At 64.3% G+C, this 20,573-nt stretch carries 14 protein-coding genes; 13 read left to right on the top strand and 1 reads right to left on the bottom strand.

The window, feature by feature from the left end; genetic code table 11:
• Window positions 1–195 precede the first annotated feature (195 nt).
• The 11 genes from RDM88_RS01620 to RDM88_RS01570 are packed head-to-tail and all read left to right on the top strand — an operon-like array spanning window position 196 to window position 12,743.
• Window positions 196–1,227 carry an alcohol dehydrogenase catalytic domain-containing protein gene (locus RDM88_RS01620; RefSeq protein WP_308752564.1) on the top strand — a complete coding sequence of 344 codons (1,032 nt, stop codon included), beginning with the start codon at window positions 196–198 and terminating at the stop codon, window positions 1,225–1,227.
• 60 nt (window positions 1,228–1,287) lie between these two features.
• Complete coding sequence (locus RDM88_RS01615; protein WP_308752562.1) at window positions 1,288–3,033, top strand: PrpR N-terminal domain-containing protein; 1,746 nt, start codon at window positions 1,288–1,290, stop codon at window positions 3,031–3,033.
• Window positions 3,034–3,065: 32 nt separating this feature from the next.
• A complete protein-coding gene (locus RDM88_RS01610; protein WP_308752560.1) occupies window positions 3,066–4,355 on the top strand; it encodes a four-carbon acid sugar kinase family protein in 1,290 nt (429 codons plus the stop codon).
• Between the two features lie 13 nt (window positions 4,356–4,368).
• Window positions 4,369–5,037, top strand: coding sequence for an aspartate/glutamate racemase family protein (locus RDM88_RS01605; RefSeq protein ID WP_308752558.1), 669 nt, complete (start codon window positions 4,369–4,371; stop codon window positions 5,035–5,037).
• A gap of 18 nt (window positions 5,038–5,055) precedes the next feature.
• A complete protein-coding gene (locus RDM88_RS01600) occupies window positions 5,056–5,937 on the top strand; it encodes a class II fructose-bisphosphate aldolase (RefSeq protein ID WP_308752556.1) in 882 nt (293 codons plus the stop codon).
• Between the two features lie 52 nt (window positions 5,938–5,989).
• Complete coding sequence (locus RDM88_RS01595; protein WP_308752553.1) at window positions 5,990–7,432, top strand: L-fucose/L-arabinose isomerase family protein; 1,443 nt, start codon at window positions 5,990–5,992, stop codon at window positions 7,430–7,432.
• Window positions 7,433–7,443: 11 nt separating this feature from the next.
• On the top strand, window positions 7,444–8,505 hold the full coding sequence (locus tag RDM88_RS01590; protein WP_308752551.1) for an aldose epimerase family protein: 1,062 nt from the start codon (window positions 7,444–7,446) through the stop codon (window positions 8,503–8,505).
• A gap of 2 nt (window positions 8,506–8,507) precedes the next feature.
• Window positions 8,508–9,527: an alcohol dehydrogenase catalytic domain-containing protein gene (locus RDM88_RS01585; RefSeq protein WP_308752549.1), complete on the top strand. Its 1,020-nt coding sequence runs from the start codon at window positions 8,508–8,510 to the stop codon at window positions 9,525–9,527.
• Window positions 9,528–9,540: 13 nt separating this feature from the next.
• The gene (locus tag RDM88_RS01580) at window positions 9,541–10,446 is read left to right on the top strand and encodes an NAD(P)-binding domain-containing protein (RefSeq protein ID WP_308752547.1); all 906 of its coding nucleotides are present in this window, start codon (window positions 9,541–9,543) and stop codon (window positions 10,444–10,446) included.
• On the top strand, window positions 10,447–11,883 hold the full coding sequence (locus tag RDM88_RS01575) for a four-carbon acid sugar kinase family protein (RefSeq protein ID WP_308752545.1): 1,437 nt from the start codon (window positions 10,447–10,449) through the stop codon (window positions 11,881–11,883).
• 41 nt (window positions 11,884–11,924) lie between these two features.
• Window positions 11,925–12,743, top strand: coding sequence for a hypothetical protein (locus RDM88_RS01570; protein ID WP_308752543.1), 819 nt, complete (start codon window positions 11,925–11,927; stop codon window positions 12,741–12,743).
• 121 nt (window positions 12,744–12,864) lie between these two features.
• Here the strand turns inward: RDM88_RS01570 and RDM88_RS01565 are convergent, their stop codons facing one another.
• On the bottom strand, window positions 12,865–15,345 hold the full coding sequence (locus RDM88_RS01565; RefSeq protein WP_308752541.1) for a diguanylate cyclase: 2,481 nt from the start codon (window positions 15,343–15,345) through the stop codon (window positions 12,865–12,867).
• Window positions 15,346–15,704: 359 nt separating this feature from the next.
• Between RDM88_RS01565 and RDM88_RS01560 the strand changes: the two genes are divergently transcribed.
• Window positions 15,705–17,303, top strand: coding sequence for an efflux RND transporter periplasmic adaptor subunit (locus tag RDM88_RS01560; RefSeq protein WP_308752539.1), 1,599 nt, complete (start codon window positions 15,705–15,707; stop codon window positions 17,301–17,303).
• A 6-nt stretch (window positions 17,304–17,309) separates the two neighbouring features.
• The gene (locus tag RDM88_RS01555; protein WP_308752537.1) at window positions 17,310–20,393 is read left to right on the top strand and encodes an efflux RND transporter permease subunit; all 3,084 of its coding nucleotides are present in this window, start codon (window positions 17,310–17,312) and stop codon (window positions 20,391–20,393) included.
• Window positions 20,394–20,573 lie beyond the last annotated feature (180 nt).

Below are 20,573 nucleotides of genomic sequence, written 5' to 3'. Positions count from 1 at the left end.
TTATGTCTCAATTATTACTGAAATAAAAGTAAAAATTGATCTTTAAATGCAATAATAAATCGATTATTTTTAAAATTTCCCCTTTTTAAAATTCAAAACGATGAATAATGTTTTATATTGAAACACATCAAATATTGACCTCGCCGATTGCCGGGCTTATAATGATCATAGCGAAAGGAAAGTGAGGGATGCTCAATGAAGGGATTGATTAAGGAAGCCCCCGGCAGCGGAGCCCGCTACCGCCAGGACCTTCCGGTACCGGAAGCCGGGGCGGGCGAGGTCCTCGTCAAGGTCGGGGCCGCCGCCATCTGCGGGACCGATATGCACATCCTGGACTGGACCCCCTACGCGCAGGAGCGCGTCCGTCCCCCAATGGTCTTCGGGCACGAGTTCGCGGGCACCATTGTAAAGACCGGGGAGGGCGTTCGCCGCTTTTCCGTTGGCGACCGGGTCGCCGGGGAAACGCATATCCCCTGCAACGACTGCGTACAGTGCCGTACCGGGAACGCCCACATCTGTGAACATATGAAAATCATCGGCGTGCACGTCCCGGGCTGCTTTGCCGAATACATCGCGGTTCCGGAGGACTGCCTGTGGCGTCTGGACGACTCGATCAACGACCAGGCGGGCGCCCTGCTTGAACCGATGGGCGTGGCCGTGCACGGGCTCTGCTCCGGGGAGGTCGCCGGCCTCGACGTTCTCATCCTCGGCTGCGGTCCAATCGGGCTCTTCGCCGTGGCGGCGGCGCGCGCGCTGGGTGCGCGCCGGGTTTTCGCGCTCGACCTCGCGCCGGAAAAGCTTGACCTCGCCGCGTGGCTGGGGGCGGACCGGATCATCGACGGAGGGAAGGAGTCCTTCACCGACGTGGTGCTCTCCCTGACGGGCGGCGCCGGCGCGGATGTCATCGTCGACTATACCGGCAGCGCCTCCGTCGTTTCCGAGGCGTTCCGGGCGCTGAAAAAGGGCGGGCGCTTCACCCTCGTGGGACTTATGAACCGTCCGCTCTCGGTCGACGCAAACGACGCCATTATCTATAAGGAGGCCCGCGTCAACGGCGTGACCGGACGGCTGATGTACCGCACCTGGTATGACGGTGTCTCCCTGATCAGCAGCGGCCGGGTGGACCCCCTGCAGATCGTGGGAGGCATCTATCCTCTTTCCCGGTACGAGGAGGCCTTTTCCGCCCTGAAGGCGGGGAAAGCCGGAAAAATGCTGCTGATACCGTGACCCATTATTTTTCAAGTGTGATATAATGGCCCTACAATATTTGGAAGGGGACGACATCACATGATCAAAATTCTTGTTGTTGCACCTTACGAGGGCTTGAAAACGCTTTTTTCCGCGCTGGCGCCCGAATATCCCGAATACGAAATCCGCATCGAGGAGAGCAACCTGGAAGCGGGCGTTCCGCTTGCGCGGAAGGCGGTTGAGGACGGTTTCGACGTGATCCTTTCGCGCGGCGGTACGGCGGACCTGATTGCCGCACAGGACCTCATCCCCGTCGTGAAAATTGACGTCTCCGGATTTGACATCCTCCGCTCGATCACCATCGCGCAAAACGTCGCGGGGAAGAAAGCCGTCGTCGGCTTTTCCTCCGTCACCCACGGATACAGCTCCATCTGCCGGCTTTTGGGCAGCGACATCGACATCTACACCGTGGACAGCCAGGAGCAGGTGCTCCCCATTCTTACCCGTCTGCGGGAGGAGCAGGTGGAGCTGGTGATCGGCGACGTGATCACCACACAGCTCGCCAAGAGCCTCGGCATGAACGGCATGCTGATCACCTCGGGCGAGGAGAGCATCCGCAGCGCGATGGAGCAGGTCGGTTATCTGGAAAATTACATCCGCCTCTACCAGCGCAAATCCCAGGCGCTCCAGCAGGCGTTTAAGGGGGCGGACCTGTCGGTCCGACTTTTTGACGGGCATGGATGCGAGCTTTACTCCTACGGGGAATTCGGTTCGGACTTCCCGGACCTGTCGGGATACCTCGCGGGACAGATTTCCCGCGTCCCGGCCTCGGGTTCCCTGCAGCTGGTGGTGCGCGGCGAGGCGGGCGACGCCTGCCAGGTCGAGGGGTCGCGGGTCGCGGTAGAAGAGGGGCAGGAGTATATCCTCTTTACCCTCCGCAGGGCACAGCCCCTGCCCGAAGGGGTCCGCGGGCTCTCGGTCAAAAACGCGGACGAACTCCCCGTCGTCTCCTACAATATGTGCAGCAGCCGCAACGAAGAGTACCAGCAGACGGTGGAAAAAATCCGCCTGCTCTCCCACACCCCGTCCAACCTTCTGCTGGAGGGGGAATTCGGGACGGGCAAGGACCGTCTGGCGCTGCTGGTCTACCAGGACAACAACACCTCTCCCCTGCTCGCCGTCGACTGCATGGCCGCCGACGAACAGACCATGGAGCAGCTCTTTTCAGAGCGGTATTTTGTCGGGGGGCAGCGCCCGCTTGTCCTGTGGGAGCACCTGGACACGCTCGGGGAGGCCGCCCAGCGGGCCCTGCGGGCCCTTTCGGAGCAGCTTGCGCGCTTCCGCCATATCGCCACCACCGAGCACAACCTGCAGGACCTCTGCGCGGTCGGCCGCTTCGATCCGGCGCTGTACCAGGCGTTCGCCTTTTCGCACGTCTGGATCCCGCCGCTCCGGCAGCGCAGGGAGGATCTCGAAAGCATCGTCACCATCCTGATCAGCCAGGAGAACGAACAGCTTGGAAAACAGGTGGTGGGGGTTTCAAGGGAGGCGCTGGAGCGTATCCACTCTTATGAATGGTACGGCAATATCGATCAGCTGGAAAAGGTCCTGCACCAGGCCATGCTGCTTACGCAGGGGCCCTACATTTCCGCTCAGGTGATTTCACCCCTGCTTTCCACCGAGGAGAAGAGCAACAACATTTACGGCATCCTTCCCAACATGACGCTGGAGGATATTGAAAAGGAAATCATCCTCTTCGTACTGCGGGAGGAAAATATGAACCAGGTGCAGGCGGCGCGGCGGCTCGGCATCAGCCGTACCACCCTCTGGAGGAAGCTCCGGTAGCGTCTGCGCCCACAAGAGATGAGGGAGACTGCTTGAGCAAACTATTGATTATTGCCGACGATCTCACCGGCGCGATGGATACCGGCGTCCAGTTTTCCAAGCTGGGAATTTCCACACTGGTAACGATAAAGTTGGATTCCTGGACCCCCGATGCGCTCCGGCACGAGGTGCTGGTCGTGGATACGGAAAGCCGCCACGACAGCCTGCAGGCCGCCTACGAGAATATCCGGCGGATCGCCGAATGGGCGCGGAACGCGGGGATCCCCTACCTCTATAAGAAAACCGACTCCACGCTGCGCGGAAACGTCGGCAGCGAACTGGCCGCCGCGATGGACGGGTTCGGCAGCCCGACGCTCTGTTTCGCCCCCGCATATCCCTCCCAGAGCCGGACCACCCGCCACGGGGTCATGTACGTGGATCGAGAGCCGCTGACCCGCAGCGTCTTCTTCGACGATCCCTTCTCCCCCATCGTTTCGAGCTGGATTCCCGACATCCTGCGTTCCCAGACGTCAAAGCCCGCCCTCGTGGTGGAGAGCGGGCAGCTCGACGCGCTCGACCTCTCCCGCCAGGAGGAGGGAAGCATCCTCGTGTTCGACGCGGAAAGCGACACCGATTTCGACCGCATCGCCGCGATGCTCAAGCGCCAGCCGCAGGCCAGAACGGTGCTGGCCGGCAGCGCGGGGCTGGCCCGTACGCTGCCGGATCTCATCCCCTTCAGGTACGACGCCCCGCCCCGCCCCGCGGCCCCCGGACGGGTTCTGGTCGTCTGCGGGAGCCTCAACGCGGTCTCGCGGCGGCAGATCGCGCGCGCGGAGAGCGAAGGCGTCCCAAGCATTGAAATCGACAAGCGGCTGCTGTTCGCCTCCAGTGGGGACGCGCGGCAGAAAAACGAGGAGCAGTTCGACTGCGCGCGGACGATGCTCCGCCGCGGCCCCGCGCTCATATTGAAGCACAAGCCGCTCTACCTGCGGGACGCTCCGGGGATAAAGACGGTCAAGCTGCCCCGCACGGAGGGCTCGCCGCCCTTCAACATCGCGATCGCCGTCCAGACCGGCGCGTTCGTGGCCCGGCTGGCGGCCGAAACGGACGTCGACCTGCTGCTGATCGTGGGCGGGGACACCCTCTTCGGCATCCTGCACAGCCTGCACGTGCGGGAGATTCTCCCGCAGGAGGAGATCCTCCCCGGCATCGTACATTCGGTCGTCTCCCATGGCGGCCAGGAGCTCTCCTTCATCACCAAGGCGGGCGGATTCGGAAGCGAGGACACCATCCTCAACCTGATCCGCTCCTGTGTCAAACGAGACGACGTCTCCAACTATTAACGGAGGGATTAGCATGTCGGAAGCAAAGCCCGTCTCAGTCGCCGTCCTCCACACGACGCCCGCCACCATTCCCCTGCTCAAGCGTAAAATCGCCGAGGAGCTCCCGGAGGCGGCGGTCGTCAATTTCCTCGACGACTCCATCCTGCCGATGCTGCGGGAGGACCCCGGCTGCATCGGGGAATGTTTTGAAAAGCTGCTGTGCATGGCGAAATTCGCCGAGCGGCAGAACTGCGCGGCCGTTCTCTGCGCCTGCTCCTCGGTCGGGGAGTTCTGCGAATTCGCGCGCGGCAGCCTGCGCGTCCCGCTGGTGAGAATCGACGGCGCCGTGACCGATGAAATCGGCCGGCAGGGCAAGCGCATGCTGGCGCTGGCCACCCTCGAGACCACCCTCGGCCCCTCCGCGGCCCTGCTGCGGAAAAAATGCGCGCCCGACGCCGAGGTCGACGCCCTCTGCCTGACCGAGGCGTACAAACGAAACCTCGCCGGGGACAAGGCCGGGCACGACCGGCTGATCGCCGAAACGATCGAGCGGAAAGGGGCCGGCTACGACTGCATCTTTCTCGCCCAGGCGTCGATGTCCGACGCGGCCGGCCTGGTGAGTCCCGGCCTACGCGGACGCATCCACACCAGCATCGGGCCGGCGGTCGCGGAGCTTGCCCGGATTATCAGAAAAAAACAATAGTCAAAGGAGACGTTATCCATGCTGCTGACTGAAGTCGTCAAAAACACCCGCACCGGGCACTATGCCGTCGGATCCTTTTCCCCGCGCTATCTGCGCGCGATCCGGCCCGTTCTGCTGGCGGCGCAGGCCAAAAACTCCCCCATCATCGTACAGGTTTCCCAGCGGGAGCTGGGCCGCTACCACGCGACGCCCGCCCAGTTCGCTGAACGCCACCGCGCGCTGTTAAAGGAGCTTGCCATCTCGGTGCCCGTCACGCTCCACCTCGACCACACGAAGGACTTCGCCTTTATCAAGGATGCGATCGAGCAGGGCTTTGAATCGGTGATGATCGACGCGTCGGAGCTTCCGCTCGAGGAGAATATTTCCATTACCCGCGAGGTGGTGGAATACGCCCACCAGAGGGGCGCAAACGTGGAAGCGGAGCTCGGGAAGATCGCCTCCAACGACCAGATCGAGACGGACGGGGACGACAGCGAGCTCTACACCGACCCGCGCGAGGCGGGATACTTCGTGGAAAAGACCGGCGTGGACGCCCTTGCGATTTCGGTGGGCACCGCCCACGGCGCCTACATCGCCAAAAAGCCCCGCGTCGACACCGGGCGCATCCGTGAGATCCGGGCGTATACCGACATACCGCTCGTGCTGCACGGCGCGTCGGGCGTCCCTGCGGAGATGATCCACCGGGCGACCGAGCTCGACTGCGGCGGCGTGAGCAAGGTGAACATCGCCACCGACCTGGAAACGGCCTTCCTGAAATCCCTCGGGCTCGACCACCCGCTGACCAACGAGACGGTGGGGGACTGCGCGCCCGACGCGCTGGAACGCGCGTGGAACGCCGTGCAGGAGACGGTTGAAATCAAAATCCGCGACTTTGTCAGAAGTGAAAACAAGGCCTGGTAACGGCCTGATTTGAAAGGAGGGCGCCCCCCGGGACGGGCGGCGCGCGGAAATCATGAAAGAGCAGTTTGCAAAACGGTACCATATCCGCCTTGGCCTCGCCCCCACCAGAAGGGCGACCTTCAGCGACACCGCCTTCCGCCTCGACGAGGCGCAGAAGGCCAAGCAGGCCATCCAGCAAAAGCTGCGCGATATGGGCGTGGATTTCGTCGACATCGAGTTTCTCAACGAGGAGGGGCTCCTCTACGCGGGCGGAGACGCCAAAAAGGTCGCCGATTACTTTGCGGAAAAGGAGATCGACGCGCTCTTCCTCCCGCACGTCAACTTCGGCTGCGAGGAGGCGGTCAGCCGCCTTGCGGCGCTCGTGAAAAAGCCGGTGCTGCTCTGGGCCCCGCGCGACGAGGCGCCCCAGCCCGAGGGCTACCGCTACCGGGACGCGCAGTGCGGACTTTTCGCGACCAGCAAGGTGCTGATGCGGTTCGGCGTCCCGTTCACCTACCTCACCAACTGCCGGACCGAAGAGCCCGCCTTTGAAAACGGGGTCCGCAATTTTCTTGCGGCAGCCGGCGTCGTCAAGGCCATGCGCTCCCCGCGCATCGGCCAGATCAGCGTGCGCCCCGCCGCCTTCTGGTCGGTCAAGAGTAACGAGGCGGAGCTGTTGGAACGGTTCGGCGTGCAGGTGGTTCCCATCACGCTCGTCGAGCTCCAGCGCCGGTTCGATTCGCTGCTCAAATCGCGCGGCCCCGCGTTCGTCGAGGAGCTGGCGCGCATCCGCGCCAAGGCCCGCACGATCGCGATCGACGACGAGGCCGTCGACCGCGTCTGCGCCATGAAGCTGGCGATCCAGCTCTGGGCCGAGGAGGAGGGGCTCTGCGCGGCCGCCACCCAGTGCTGGGCGCCGTTTACCGACATCTCCGGCATCGCCCCCTGCTACCTGATGGGCGACAGCACCGACGACGGTTTCCCGATCGCCTGTGAAAACGACATCCACGGCGCCATCACCTCCGTCATGGCGCTTGGCGCAAACCATGCGGCCGAACCGCCCTTCTTCGCCGACCTGACCATACGCCACCCCACCAACGACAACGCCGAGCTGCTCTGGCACTGCGGCGTCTTCCCCCCGAGCCTCGCCAACGAAAAAGGCGTCACGATCGGCTGCCACCAGGGCAAGGGCTATAAGGGCGCGGGCCAGTTCGAGCTCAAGCGCGGCGACATCACCCTCACCCGCTTCGACGCGCTGCGCGGGGATTACTCGCTTTTGATCGGCGAGGGCCAGGCTGTCGACGGCCCCTACAGCAAGGGCGCGTATGTCTGGGCGCAGTTCCCCGACTGGCCGCGGCTGGAGCACCGGTTCATCTACGGCCCCTACATCCATCACTGCACCGGGCTTTACGGAAAATACGGCCACGTCCTCATGGAGGCCTGCAAATATCTCGACGGCGTCCGCGCCGACGTGGTGGACCCCTGCGCGGAAGAGCTTTCCGCGCGGCTTCGCTGAGGAGGGCCGGTATGAGCCAGATGGTAAAATCGGACTTCGGCCTGCTGCCGGATGGAAGCAGGGCCGCGCTCTACACCCTTACCAACGATGCCGGCGCCTCGGTTTCGCTCAGCGACTTCGGCGCGCGCCTGGTCTCCTGCCGCGTCCCCGGACGGGACGGGACCATCCGGGACGTCGTGCTCGGCTTCGACTGCTCCGCGGACTACCTCGAGCGGGGGAAATATTTCGGCGCCTCCTGCGGGCGCTACGCCAACCGGCTGCGGGGCGCGCGCTTTTCCCTGAACGGCGAAACCTGCCCGCTCGCCGCCAACAACGGCGCCAACGCCCTGCACGGGGGCCTCTGCGGCTTCAACACGAAGCTCTGGGAGGCGCGTGAAACGGAGTGCGGCATGCAGTTCCGCTATGTCAGCCCGGACGGGGAGGAGGGATATCCCGGCACGCTGGACACAACGGTGACCTACCGGTTCACCGCCCAAAACGAGCTGGAGATCTCCTACCGCGCCGTCTGCGACCGGGATACCATCCTGAACCTCACCAACCACGCATTCTTCAACCTCGCGGGGCATGACGCCGGCGACGTCTGCGGCCAGCTTCTGGAGCTGGGGGCGGAATTCTACACGCCGGTCGACGATCAGGTCGTCCCCACCGGGGAAATCCTTTCGGTGCGCGGCACGCCCTTTGATTTTCTCACCCCCAAGCCCATCGGCCGCGACCTGGCCTCCGGGCACCGGCAGCTCCTGTTCGCCCACGACGGGTACGACCACAACTTCGTGCTCAAAAAGGCGGAGCGCGGTGCGCTCTCGCTCGCGGCATCGGTCACCGACCCGGCCAGCGGGCGGAGGATGCGGGTTTTCACCACCGAGCCGGGCATCCAGTTCTACAGCGGCAACACCTTCCGGGACGTTTTGGGGCGCGGCGGCGCGGTCTATGGCCAGTACGCGGGCTTCGCGCTGGAAACCCAGCACTTCCCCAACGCGATGGAGCTTACCCACTTCCCGACCCCCGTCCTGCGGGCGGGCGAGGAATATACCCAGCGGACCATCTATCAATTTTCCGTGGACGGGGAGGCTTGACCATGCGCCGCGTCGTCTATCAAAAACCGGGGATCGCTCTGGTCGACGCGCCCGAGCCCCGGCTGACCCGTCCCGACGAGGTCAAGGTCAAAATTTCCTATTGCGGCGTCTGTGGATCTGATCTGCACACCGCTCGCGGGGATTACGACTTCCGGGAACAGCCCGGTTCCCCCATTGGGCACGAGTCCTCCGGCGTGGTCGCCGAGCTGGGGGACGCGGCGGCGGCCTCCGGGCTCCGGGTCGGGGACCGGGTCGCCGTCTATTTCAACCACTACTGCGGAACCTGCCATTACTGCCGAAACGGCCGGGAAAACCTCTGCGTCAACCGGGCGGCGCGGCAGGACCACATGAGCGATTACATCCTTGCCAACGTGCGGCAGGTCCATCGTCTCCCCGATTCGCTCGACCTGCTGCGCGCCTCCATGGCGGAGCCGGTGTCGGTCTGCCTGCACGGCATTGACCTGTGCCGCATCCGCCCCGGCGACACCGCTGCCATCTCCGGAGGAGGCAGCATCGGCCTGCTGATGCTGCAGCTCGTCCGCCTTTCGGGCGCGGCGCGCCTTACCGTCGTCGAGCCGAATCCCGAACGCCGCCAGATGGCGCTCCGGATGGGGGCGGATTATGTGATCGATCCCGCCGCCGGGAATCTTTCCGAGACGTGCGCCCAGATCACGGAAGGGCTCGGCTTCGACACGGTCATCGAGTGTTCCGGCTCCATAAAGGCGCTGGAAGCCGCCTACGGCCTGACCGCGCGCGGCGGGACGCTCGCGTGCATGGCGATCTATCTCGGCGGCGCCGACTGGGGGTTCCTCAACGCCTACGACGCCTTTCGCCGGGAGGTGCGCATCGTCGCGGGGGTGTTCCACTCCCCCTACACGATCGCGCGGGGGCTCGAGCTCTGCGGAAGGCTTTCGCTCGAGCCGTTCCTTGAGGCGCTCTATCCGCCCGAACGCTGCGCGGAGGCCTTTTCCGACGCGGCAAACGGGCAATGCCTCAAGGCAGTCATTGATTTTAACGCGTAAAGGAGGCATCGCAATGGAGCCTGTCGGTTTGATCGGGCTTGGCATCATGGGGCGGCCGATGGCGGAAAACCTGCTTTCCCACGGCTTCCCCCTGTTCGTCCATGACGCGGACCCCGCCGCCGTGGACGTTCTCGTCTCCCGCGGGGCCGCAGCCGCTTGCCCGGGTGAAATCGGGGAACACTGCGGGATTGTCGTCCTGATGCTTCCCAATGGGGACGTCTCCCGCGAGGTCCTCTTCGGAGAGGGCGGCGCGGCCGCCTCGCTGCGGGCGGGAAGCCTCGTCGTGGACATGGGGTCGATCACCCCGCAGCAGGCGAAGGCCGCTGCCGAAGAGCTCAAAGCGCGCGGCTGCGGTTACCTTGACGCGCCGGTGAGCGGCGGCGAGCCGGGAGCCGTGGCCGGGACCCTTTCGATTATGGCCGGCGGGAGCGAGCGGGATTTCGCACGCGCGAAGCCGCTCTTCGAGGCCGTCGGAAGCTCGGCGGTCCGCATCGGCGGCGTCGGCTGCGGTAGCACCGCCAAACTGGTCAACCAGGTCGTCGTCAACCTCACCATCGCCGCCGTTTCGGAGGGCTTTGTCCTTGCGGCCGGGGCCGGCGTGGACCCCGGGACCGTTTACCAGGCGATCCGCGGCGGGCTCGCCGCCAGCCGCGTGCTCGACGACAAGCTCCCCAAAATCCTCCGGCGCGATTTTACGCCCGGCGGAAAGCTGTCGATCAACCACAAGGACATCAAAAACGCGCTGGATACCGCCCGTTCCCTCGGCGTCCCGATGCCATTCACCAGCCAGCTCATGGAGGTGATGCAGGCGCTCAAGGCGCACGGACGGATGGGGGACGACCACTGCGGCATCGTCCGTTACTTCGAGGAACTTGCGAACGTGCAGGTCGGCGCGGAAGAACATAGGGAGGACTGCTGAATGGAATATCCAGAATCTCTGCCGGTCACGGTGCTCGACCGGTATCCCAAGGTGGATGAGGCGCGGGTCGACGCCGACCTTGCCGAGGCGCTTGCCGGCCTGGGCCGCAAGATCGTCGTCCTCGACGACGACCCCACCGGCGTCCAGACGGTCCACCACGTCCCCGTTTACACCGACTGGCGTCCGCAGACGCTCCTGGAGGCCTTCTCGGAGGACTGCCCGATGTTTTTCATCCTCACCAATTCCCGCGCCTTCACCGCGGCGGAGACCGGGGGGGTTCACCGGGAGCTGGCCAACCGGATCGCGGACGCCGCCGCGCAAACCGGCCGGGACTTTATCGTCATCAGCCGCAGCGATTCCACGCTGCGCGGCCACTATCCGCTGGAGACCGAGACGCTTCGGGAGGGCCTTGAGGCGCTGACCGAAAAGCGGTTCCAGGGCGAAATCGTCATCCCCTTTTTCCTTGAGGGCGGGCGGTATACCTTTGACAACATCCACTACGTCCGGGAGGGCGACCGTCTGGTGCCCGCCGGGAACACCGAATTCGCGCGGGACAAGAGCTTTGGCTACTCGGCTTCCCATCTCGGCGCGTGGTGCGAGGAAAAAAACCATGGCCGGTTTCCGGCCGGACAAATGCTCTTCCTGTCGGTCGAGGAGCTGCGCGCAATGGATTACGACGCCGTTGCCGAAAAGCTGCTCTCGACGCGCGGCTTCAATAAGATCATCGTAAACGCCGTCGACTATGTGGACGTGAAGCTCTTTGCCGTCGCGCTCGCGCGGGCGATCCGGGCCGGCGGAGAATACCTGATCCGCGGCGCCGCCGCGATCGCCAAGGTGCTGGGAGGGGTTCCCGACCGGCCGCTGCTGCGCGGGGAGGAGCTGACCGACCCCGCCAATCCGAACGGCGGAATCGTTTTGATCGGCTCGCACGTCAACCGTACGACGCGGCAGATGGAACGGCTGCGCGACTGTGCCGCGCCGCTCGAGTGGATCGAATTCAACCAGCACCTGATCCTTTCCCCGGGCGGACTGGCTCCCGAGGTGGAACGGGTTGTCGCGCTGTGCGACAGCGCCGTGCGCGCGGGAAAAACCGCCGTGGTCTACACCCGCCGGGACCGGCTCGATCTCGGCAAGGACGACCCAGAGGGGCAGCTGCGCATCTCGGTGGAAATTTCCAGCGCAGTCACCAGCATCATCCGGAAGATTTCCGCCCGTCCGCGCTTTCTGATCGCCAAGGGCGGCATCACCTCCAGCGACGTGGGCGTCAAGGCGCTCGGCGTCAGGCGCGCGGAGGTCATCGGGCAGGTCGCCCCCGGCGTTCCCGTCTGGATGACCGGTCCCGAGAGCAAATATCCGGGACTGCCCTATGTCATCTTCCCCGGCAACGTCGGAAGCGACGACACGCTGCTGGAAATCGTCAGCCTTCTGGCGGACTGAGCGGCGGCCCGCGGTTATTATATTCCGCGCCGCCCGCCCATGTGATCGAACCCAAATATCCGGGCGCGTTCGAGCAGCTCGTCGACCTGTCCTCCTGTTGGGACGAGCACGCGCTCTTTGAGAACCGGGAGGCGATCATGGCGCTGTCGGCGAAGATCAGCCGCTGCCATGAGCACTGCTGCCGCTTCCTCGGCGCGGCGGGGAGCCTACTTTCCGACACCTATCGCATCGCGCTCGAGGGCACCTCGGTCGGCAAGGTGGTCAAGGCGGCCCGGCGCATCGCGCTCAGCGAGTTCCGGGGCGGTCCCGGCGGCCAGGGCCGCGAATCGGTGCGCTTTCTCTCCTGCGTCACCAACAAGGGGCCCGTCCTCTTCGACGGCACCGCCAAGGCGCTCTGCGACCGCATCTACCTCGTCGAAGACGTCTACGGCGCCGCCTCCCGCCTCTTCCTTTCCGCCCTGCGCAGCCAGGCGCTTGAGGCCGGCTGGGACGTCATTGCCTGCTACTGTCCCCTCTCCCCGTTCGAGAAGCTCGAACACCTGTTCATCCCCGCCCTCCGGCTCGGCTTCATGACCGCCAACGACAACCACCTGCCCGACGTCGAGCCCTACAAGATCGTGCGTTCCAGGCGGTTCACCGACGCCGAGCAGATCCGCGCCCACCGCAAACGCATCACCTTCAACAAAAAGGCCTCCGCGCAGATGCTCGAGCAGGCCGCCCGCCTGCTGGCCGAGGCCAAGGCCCTGCACGACCAGCTCGAGGGCTACTACACCGCGGCCATGGATTTCGCGGCCGTCGACGCCGTCGGCGAACGCACGCTGCAAAAATACGAGCACATTTTCCAGAGCTACGGGCTCTGACACGGGACGCCCCATACCGCAGAACAGGGCCGCCGGCAAACGCCGGGGGCCCTTTGCACGCGCCGTCAAAAAAGGCCGGACCGGCATCAGCCGGTCCGGCCTTTTTTATCCCGCCGCGCGGTCACTCCGTCCCCACCCGCTCCGCGATATGGAACCGGTCGCGCCCCTCGTTTTTGGCGCGGTAGAGCGCCTCGTCCGCCGCCTGATAGAGCGCGGCGTAGCTGTCGCCCGGATGGGAAAGCGCCGCGCCCACGCTGATCGTGATGCGGCCGCCCTCCGCCAGCGGCAGGCCGCGCGCCCCGGAGCAGAGCGCGGCGCACTTGTCGAAGAGGAATTCCCTGTTTTTGATCCGTGTCAGATAGACGAGGAACTCGTCCCCGCCCGGGCGGCCGACGACGTCGTCCGTCCGGAAGCTCGAGCGCAGCAGCCCGGCCATCTGCCCGAGCACCTCGTCCCCCCGCATGTGCCCATAGGTGTCGTTGATCTGCTTGAAATAATCGATGTCGATGAGCAGCAGCGCCCCGAGCTCCCCCTCCCGCATGCGGGAGAGGCTCTCGCGCACGCGGGTCCGGCACGCCTCGGAATTGTAGACGTGGGTCAGGCTGTCGAGCTGGGCCCGCTCCATCAGCTGATCCTTCTCCTGCCGTTCCTCGTCGATCACGTTGATCCTTCCGAGGGCGTAGGCGGGCTCGGCGCCGTCGTAGACCGTCTCCAGCGCGATGCGCAGCCAGTGGGACACGCCGTCGATACATTCGATATGGAGCTCGTGGAAGCCGTCCTCCCGTGAACGGACCACCTTGAGGAATGCCTCCCGCCGCCGCGCCTCCCGCGCGCTTCCGGGCCGCACGGAATAGTCGAAGCGGAGGAGATCGGGCTCGCCGCCGTCCTTGGAGGGGTCTGAGACGAACATCGTGCGGCTGCGGTAGCTGTATTCAAAGAAATACTCGTTTACCAGCGCGTAGACGCGGAAATGCTTTTTCAGCTCCAGCGCCGCCTCCCGGCTGGCCCGGGCGCGCCGCCGCAGGGAGAGCAGCAGGGCCGCGATCACGGCCAGCGAGACGACGACGATGGCCGCCACCGACTCCATCGGGTTGGCCGTCAGGACCGCCCGGAGGGAGAAAGGCTGTTTTTGCAGGGTGTTCTGGTTGATGATCCCCTGGATTTCCGCGCTGGGCAGCGTCAGGACCGCCTTGTTGAGGATCGAAAGCAGCGCCTGCGGCGCGGGTTTGACCACTCCGTAGCAGAGCCTCTGCGGCTCATAGGTCTGGGGGATCAGCTTGAGGTCGCGGAACTGGGGCTGGTTGATGAAATACTGCGCCATATAGGCGTCCACATAGGTGTAGTCCGCCTCCCCGGATTCCACCGCGCGGATGCAGTCGGCCAGCTTGGCGTAGCGGACGACCTGCCCGATCGTCTCCCCGCGGTAGGGGCTCGTGGTCGTCAGGGCCAGCCGCTTGCCCTTGATCGTCTCCTCGCTGTTCTCCTCCTTCATCATCAGTAGGTATTGGGATGAGATGTAGGGGCGCGTCATCGAAAGGTGCCGCTCCCGTGCGAGGTCGTAGTCGTAGGGAACGCCCGCCGCGAGATCGATTTCTCCCTGCTCGGCGAGGCGGTAGAGCTCCTCCGGGGATTCGACGGGCACCATCTCGAACGCAAGGCCCGTCTTTTCCGAAATCAGCCCCAGCAGGTCGACCGCGATGCCGTCGAGCTCCCCCGTCTGTTCATTCGCGTACTGCAGCGGCGGCTGCTCGGTCAGCACCCCCACCCGCAGGGTCCCCGCCGCGCCGACGTACGCCGCCTCCTCGTCGGTCAGCCGGAGGTTCGCGCCGGAGGCGGTAAAGTACTTCTCGTAAAGCCGGTTGGAAAAGGTGGGGTCCGTCTGCTCGACGTTCATGATGGCGGAGTTGAGTTCCTCCATCATCTCCGCGTTTTTCCCCTTGGTGGTGAGGAAATAAAACGGCTTGGGAGCAAACCGCGCGATGACGCGCACCCCCTCCAGATAGTTGAGGCTCGTGTTCAGCAGCACGTCCGCGCGCCCCTCCCGGACCGCCTCGAGCTGCTCGTCGTTGTCGCCGCAGAGGACGTACTCGGGCGTGATCAGGTTCATCGCACAGTAGTCCTCGAGCTCCCGCTGCATCCGGCCGCCCTCTGACGCCACCGCCACCCGGACGGTCTGCTGCACCTGGGAGTTGATGACGACCTCCTGCACATCATACGGCACCTGCAGCACCGTTTCGACCACGCCGTAGTTGTGACTGGCGTAATCGAACTGCTCCCCCGTCTCCTCCGTGTAGAGCATCGCGCCCATCAGGTCGATCTCGCCCTCCCGCAGCATCTCCATCAGCGCGATCAGGCTCTCGTCCACCGTCCCCGGCGCCTGGACGAATTCATAGTCCCATCCGGTGTACTGCGCGATCTCCTCCAGGTATTCATAGGTATAGCCGCTGTAATTCCCATACTCGTCAAAGCCGGTCAGCCCGGCCTGAATGGGATAGGCGACCCGCACGACGCGGCCCTCCTGCCCGGCGGCCGCGGCGGGAAGCGATCCGCCGCCGGCAAGCGCCGCCGCAATCAGCAGAAGACCGATCCATTTTTTCAGCATACGATCACTCGATTCCGTTTTTCGGGCTTTTCCGCCCGGTCGCAGAACAGGCCGCCTTGGGGGCGGGAAACTTTTCTTATGACTTATTATACCGGATTTCCGGCGCCGCGGCAAGGAATCCGAAAAAAACAACGACTTTTTGCCCATTTTGCCAGAAAAAGGCCGCGGAGGTTTTCTCTTTTGGCGGGAGCGCACAGCTCCGGAAATTTCCGGGAAGTTCTCCATCATTCACAGCGTATTCACAGATTTTTGCCCTGTCCAACACATTCCCGACATATGATGGGGCGGTAAAAGCCGAAAAGATACGGCTGACTCTGTCAAATCAGCGCCGGCTCCGGCCGGGGATAGGAGTGGGAAGCATGAAAAAATTCCTTAGCAAAAAGAATATCGCGTCGGCCGTCCTCGTCGTCGCGCTGGCCGCGGCGGCGGTCTCCACCGTCGTGCTGGCGGCGGGCGGGGGCCCCGGCGGGGGCGGCCCCGGCGGCATGGGCGGAAACCTCGGCGAAATCGAAATGAGCGAGAGCGTCATCAGCGTCAAGCTCACCTCCCCCGCCGTCGGGAGCCTTACCCGCAGCACCGAATTCATCGGCAAAATCAAGCCGGGCGAGAGCGTCAACGTCTATCCCGAGGTCGCCGGTAAGGTGACGGCTGTCTACTTTACGGCGGGCGACACCGTCAAGGCGGGCGACCTGCTCTTCGAGATGGACGACAGCGACGCGCAGCTCAGCTACGAAATCGCCCAGACGAGCTACGACTCCAAGGTCATCTCCGCCGACACCACCCTCGGCAGCAGCTATGAATCGAACCTGCTCTCTCTGGAATCCAGCCTCAAGAGCGCGCAGCAGTCGCTGAACAACGCGCGCATCGAGCTGCGCGACTACAACGACGACAGTGAGGACTCCCTCATCTCCGCGCAGAAGGCGATGGACAAGGCGGAGACCGCGATGCGCGCGGCCGAGGCGGAGCTCGACGCCTACGCGGAGGCGAACCCCGGCGACAAGTCGAGCGAAACCTATAAGGACCTCGTGTCGGCGGTCTCCAAGGCGGAAAGCTCCTACAGCGTGGCGCGCGCGACGGTCAACGACCTGGAGAACGACGACGACAGCACCCTGCGCAGCCTGCGCAACAGCTACAAGAACGCGCAGACCAACTACGAGTCCGCGCTCGAAAAATACAACCTCGCGAAGGGCGCCTCCCTCGAGGACACCAGGGCGAGCGTCGACAACTCCCTCAAATCCGCCCAGCTCTCGCTCGAGCAGAGCGCCAAGCAGCTGGAGAAGTACAAGGTCTATTCCCCCATCGACGGGGTGATCGAGGCGAGCGCGGTGACCGAGCATGAGACCGCGTCGCTCCAGACCGCAGCCTTCACGATCTCCAACAAGAACCAGATGTCGGTCACCTTCAACGCCACGGCGGACGCGGCGACCGCGCTTTCGATCGGCGACGGGGTCACCGTCCAGAAGAGCGGGAACGACTATGCCGCCATCATCACCTCGATCGACTCCAAGGCGGACGACAGCACCGGCCTCTTCCCCATCGAGGCGCAGATCCAGGACGACGGCGGCGCGCTGCTTTCGGGCGTGACCGTCAAGGTCTCCGCCGCCACCCAGAGGGCGGAGAACGCCCTGCTCGTCCCGATCGACAGCGTCTACTACGAGGATGGGCAGGCCTACGTCTTTACATATGCAAACGGCGAGGCCCACCGCACCGATTTTGAGACGGGCATGTCCAACAGCGAGACGGTCGTCGCCCTCTCCGGCCTCGACGAAGGCAGCCGGATCATCACCACCTGGCACCCCGACCTCAAGGACGGCGCCAAGGTGGAGCTTGCCGAGGGGCAGGCCGACCCCGGCGCGGGCGCCGCCTCCGCGGACAGCCCCGCGGATTCCGCCGGCGAGAGCGCGCCGGACGCACCTGAACAAGAAGACGCCGCAGGGACGGCCGCACAGGAGGATTAACCGCCGATGACATTTCCAAAATTAGCCGTTAAACGGCCGGTATCGGTGCTCATGTGCGTGCTCTGCCTGCTGGTCTTCGGCGTCTCCTCGATCTTCGGCATGGAGATGGAGTCCACGCCCGAGATGTCGATGCCCATCTTCATGGTCCGGACCGGTTATTCGGGCGCGTCCCCGGAGGAGGTCGACGAGCTGATCACCGACGTGATCGAATCGGCGCTCTCCACCGTCAGCGACGTGGAGAGCATGACCTCGCGCTCGTCGGAGGGCTCCTCGATGACCACGCTGGAGTTCGACTACAACACCGACATGGATGAAAAGTACGACGAGATCAACGAGGCGCTCCAGCGGGTGCGCCTGCCCGATTCGGCCGACGACCCGACCATCATGGAGATGAGCATGGACTCCTCCTCCGTCATGGACCTGTCGATCACGACCACCGCGACCGGGAACAACATCTACTCCTACATCGAGGACGCCGTCGTGCCCGAGATCGAGCGGATTTCCGGTGTCTCTGAGGTGAGCATGCGCGGCGGCACCCGCGAGTACATCCAGGTGGAGCTCCGGGAAGAGGAGATGGAGCAGTACGGCCTTTCGATGACCGACGTATCCAGCGCCATCGCCAGCGCCGATTTCACCACCACCGTGGGCGAGATCAACCGCGGCGAGGTCAGCCTGACGCTCCAGGGCGGCATGAACTACGACACCTACGAAAGCCTCGAAACGATCCCCATCTCCCTGGCCTCGGGGGACATCATCCATGTCTCCGACGTGGCCAACGTCACGATGGCCGAGCAGAGCATGTCCTCCATCAGCCGCTACAACGGCATGGACAACATCTCGCTCTCCGTCTCCAAGAACCAGTCGGCCAATACGATCGACGTGTGCAACCAGGTCGTGCGCGTGGTGGACGACCTCAACGGGCAGGGCCTGGGACTTGCCATCACCATTACCAGCAACTCGGGCGAAACGATCTATGAGAACATCATGAACGTCGTCCAGTCCCTCGTCCTCGGCCTCGCGCTCGCCATGCTCGTGCTGGTGGCCTTCCTGGGCGACTGGCGCGCCGCCTTCATCGTGGCGATCTCGATGCCGCTCTCCGTCTTCGCGGCGCTCGTGCTCATGGCGGCCTTCGGCATGACCATCAACATCATGTCGCTCGGCGGCCTCGTCGTGGGCATCGGCATGATGGTCGACAACTCGATCGTCGTGCTCGACTCCTGCTTCAAGGAGCAGGACGGCATCAAGAGCTATGAGCAGGCGGCGATCGAGGGCGCGAACCTCGTGAACTCCGCGATCATCGCGTCCACCATCACGACGATCGTCGTCTTCCTGCCCATCTCCCTGATGAACGGCATGTCCGGCCAGCTCTTCAAGGAGGTCGGCTTCACGATCGTCTTCTCCCTGACCGCCTCGCTGATCTCGGCGCTGACGATGGTGCCGCTCCTCTTCTCCCGGATGCGGCCGCGGGAGAAGAAGGACTCGTGGGTCAACCGGCGGCTGCACAGCCTGGAAAGAGCCTACAAGCGGCTGCTGACCACCGCGCTGAACCACAAGCTCACCGTCATCGCAGCCGCCGTCATCCTGCTGGCGGGCACCTTCGTCATGTTTACCCAGCTCGACATGGAACTGATGCCGTCGAGCGACGAGGGGTCGATCAGCATCTCCGTCACCACCAAGACCGGCCTCGACATCGACGCCACCGACGCCATCATGACCCGTGTGGAAGAGATCGTGGCGGCCCAGGAGGATGTCGAGAGCTATTCGATGCGCGGCAACGGCGGTTCCGCCAGCCTCACCGTCTACCTCAGGGACGACCGCGGGATTTCCACCGGCGACTTCATCACCCTCATGCGCGAGCAGACCTCCGGCATCGACAACGCGTCGGTCGAGGTCGAGGAGCGCAGCTCGATGTCCTTCGGCAGCCGGGGCGTGCAGATCAACCTGACCGGCTCCAACCTCGATACGCTGCGGGAGGTCGCGGATGAGATCAAAACGGTCGTCGCCGGGTTCGACGGCATCGACTCGGCCTCCACCAGCCTCAGCGACGGCAGCCCGCGCGCCGAGATCATCGTCGACCCGGTCCAGGCCGCCGCGATCGGCACAACCCCGTCGGCCATCCTCTCCACCGCGAAAAACATGATCTCCGGCATCAACGCAGCCGACCTGCAGACCAGCGACCAGGAGTATGCCGTCAAGGTCATGTACCCGGAGGGCCGTTTCAAGGACGTCAGCGACCTTTCCGGCCTCATGATCTCCACCCGCAGCGGCGGGCAGGTGCCGATCACCGACGTGGCCTCCATCGTCTTCAACAACGCCCCCGCGCAGATCCAGCGGCAGGACGGCGATTACCAGGTGTCCGTCACCGGGCAGACCGCGACGGGGGTCTCCGCCACCCAGCTTTCCAACCAGATCATGGCCCGCGTCCAGCAGATGGACCTGCCCGACGGCGTAAGCATCGCGGCGGGCGGCAACATGCAGACGATGAACGACGAGTTCGGCAAAATCTATAACGCTCTGGCAATCGCGGTCTTCCTCGTCTTCGTGGTCATGGCCATGCAGTTTGAATCGATGCGCTTCTCCCTCGTGGTCATGCTCTCGGTCCCCTTCTCGATGACCGGCGCGTTTTTGGCACTGCTGCTCACCGGCATGACCATCTCGATGACCAGCCTCATCGGCCTCATCATGCTCGTCGGCATCGTCGTCAACAACGCGATCGTGCTGATCGACTACACCAGCATCCTGCGGCGCGAGCAGGGGCTGGGCGCCCGGGACGCCCTGGTCTTCGCGGCCCCCACCCGCCTGCGCCCCATCCTGATGACCACGCTGACCACCGTGCTCGGCCTTGTGCCGACCGCGGTCGGCATCGGCGGCAACGTCGAGATGATGCAGTCGATGTCGGTCGTCGTCATCGGCGGGCTCATCTTCTCGACGCTGATTACCCTGGTTCTGATCCCGACCGTCTACCTGCTGGCGGACGGCGAGGACCGCCGCAAAAAGGGCCGCCGGACGGGCAGCAAATCCCTCTTCCGCCGGAACCTCCGGGAGCAGCCCCAGGTTTCAGGCGACCCGGTCCCCGAAGAATTCCTTTGACCGGCAATTCCCCTCCTGTGGAAAAGGGCCGCCCGGCGTCTGCCGGGCGGCCCTTTCATCCTGTCAACGAACTTGATATACGCGCCGGACGCGGGGAACCCGGATCGCTTCGCATCGGGATGTCCCTGCCCATTTGCGGGCGTCTCCCTTTCCGCGCCAAAAGCACAAAAAAGCGGCGGG

This window comes from uncultured Anaerotruncus sp., from assembly GCF_902490045.1.
Classification (GTDB): domain Bacteria; phylum Bacillota; class Clostridia; order Oscillospirales; family Ruminococcaceae; genus Anaerotruncus.
This window is presented reverse-complemented; position numbering and strand designations above follow the sequence as displayed.

Bases quoted from the DNA above. Each gene is read 5' to 3' on its own strand.
- RDM88_RS01620 (WP_308752564.1), top strand. From the start codon at position 196: ATGAAGGGATTGATTAAGGAAGCCCCCGGCAGCGGAGCCCGCTACCGC.
- RDM88_RS01615 (WP_308752562.1), top strand. From the start codon at position 1,288: ATGATCAAAATTCTTGTTGTTGCACCTTACGAGGGCTTGAAAACGCTT.
- RDM88_RS01605 (WP_308752558.1), top strand. From the start codon at position 4,369: ATGTCGGAAGCAAAGCCCGTCTCAGTCGCCGTCCTCCACACGACGCCC.
- RDM88_RS01600 (WP_308752556.1), top strand. From the start codon at position 5,056: ATGCTGCTGACTGAAGTCGTCAAAAACACCCGCACCGGGCACTATGCC.
- RDM88_RS01595 (WP_308752553.1), top strand. From the start codon at position 5,990: ATGAAAGAGCAGTTTGCAAAACGGTACCATATCCGCCTTGGCCTCGCC.
- RDM88_RS01590 (WP_308752551.1), top strand. From the start codon at position 7,444: ATGAGCCAGATGGTAAAATCGGACTTCGGCCTGCTGCCGGATGGAAGC.
- RDM88_RS01585 (WP_308752549.1), top strand. From the start codon at position 8,508: ATGCGCCGCGTCGTCTATCAAAAACCGGGGATCGCTCTGGTCGACGCG.
- RDM88_RS01580 (WP_308752547.1), top strand. From the start codon at position 9,541: ATGGAGCCTGTCGGTTTGATCGGGCTTGGCATCATGGGGCGGCCGATG.
- RDM88_RS01575 (WP_308752545.1), top strand. From the start codon at position 10,447: ATGGAATATCCAGAATCTCTGCCGGTCACGGTGCTCGACCGGTATCCC.
- RDM88_RS01565 (WP_308752541.1), bottom strand. From the start codon at position 15,345: ATGCTGAAAAAATGGATCGGTCTTCTGCTGATTGCGGCGGCGCTTGCC.
- RDM88_RS01560 (WP_308752539.1), top strand. From the start codon at position 15,705: ATGAAAAAATTCCTTAGCAAAAAGAATATCGCGTCGGCCGTCCTCGTC.
- RDM88_RS01555 (WP_308752537.1), top strand. From the start codon at position 17,310: ATGACATTTCCAAAATTAGCCGTTAAACGGCCGGTATCGGTGCTCATG.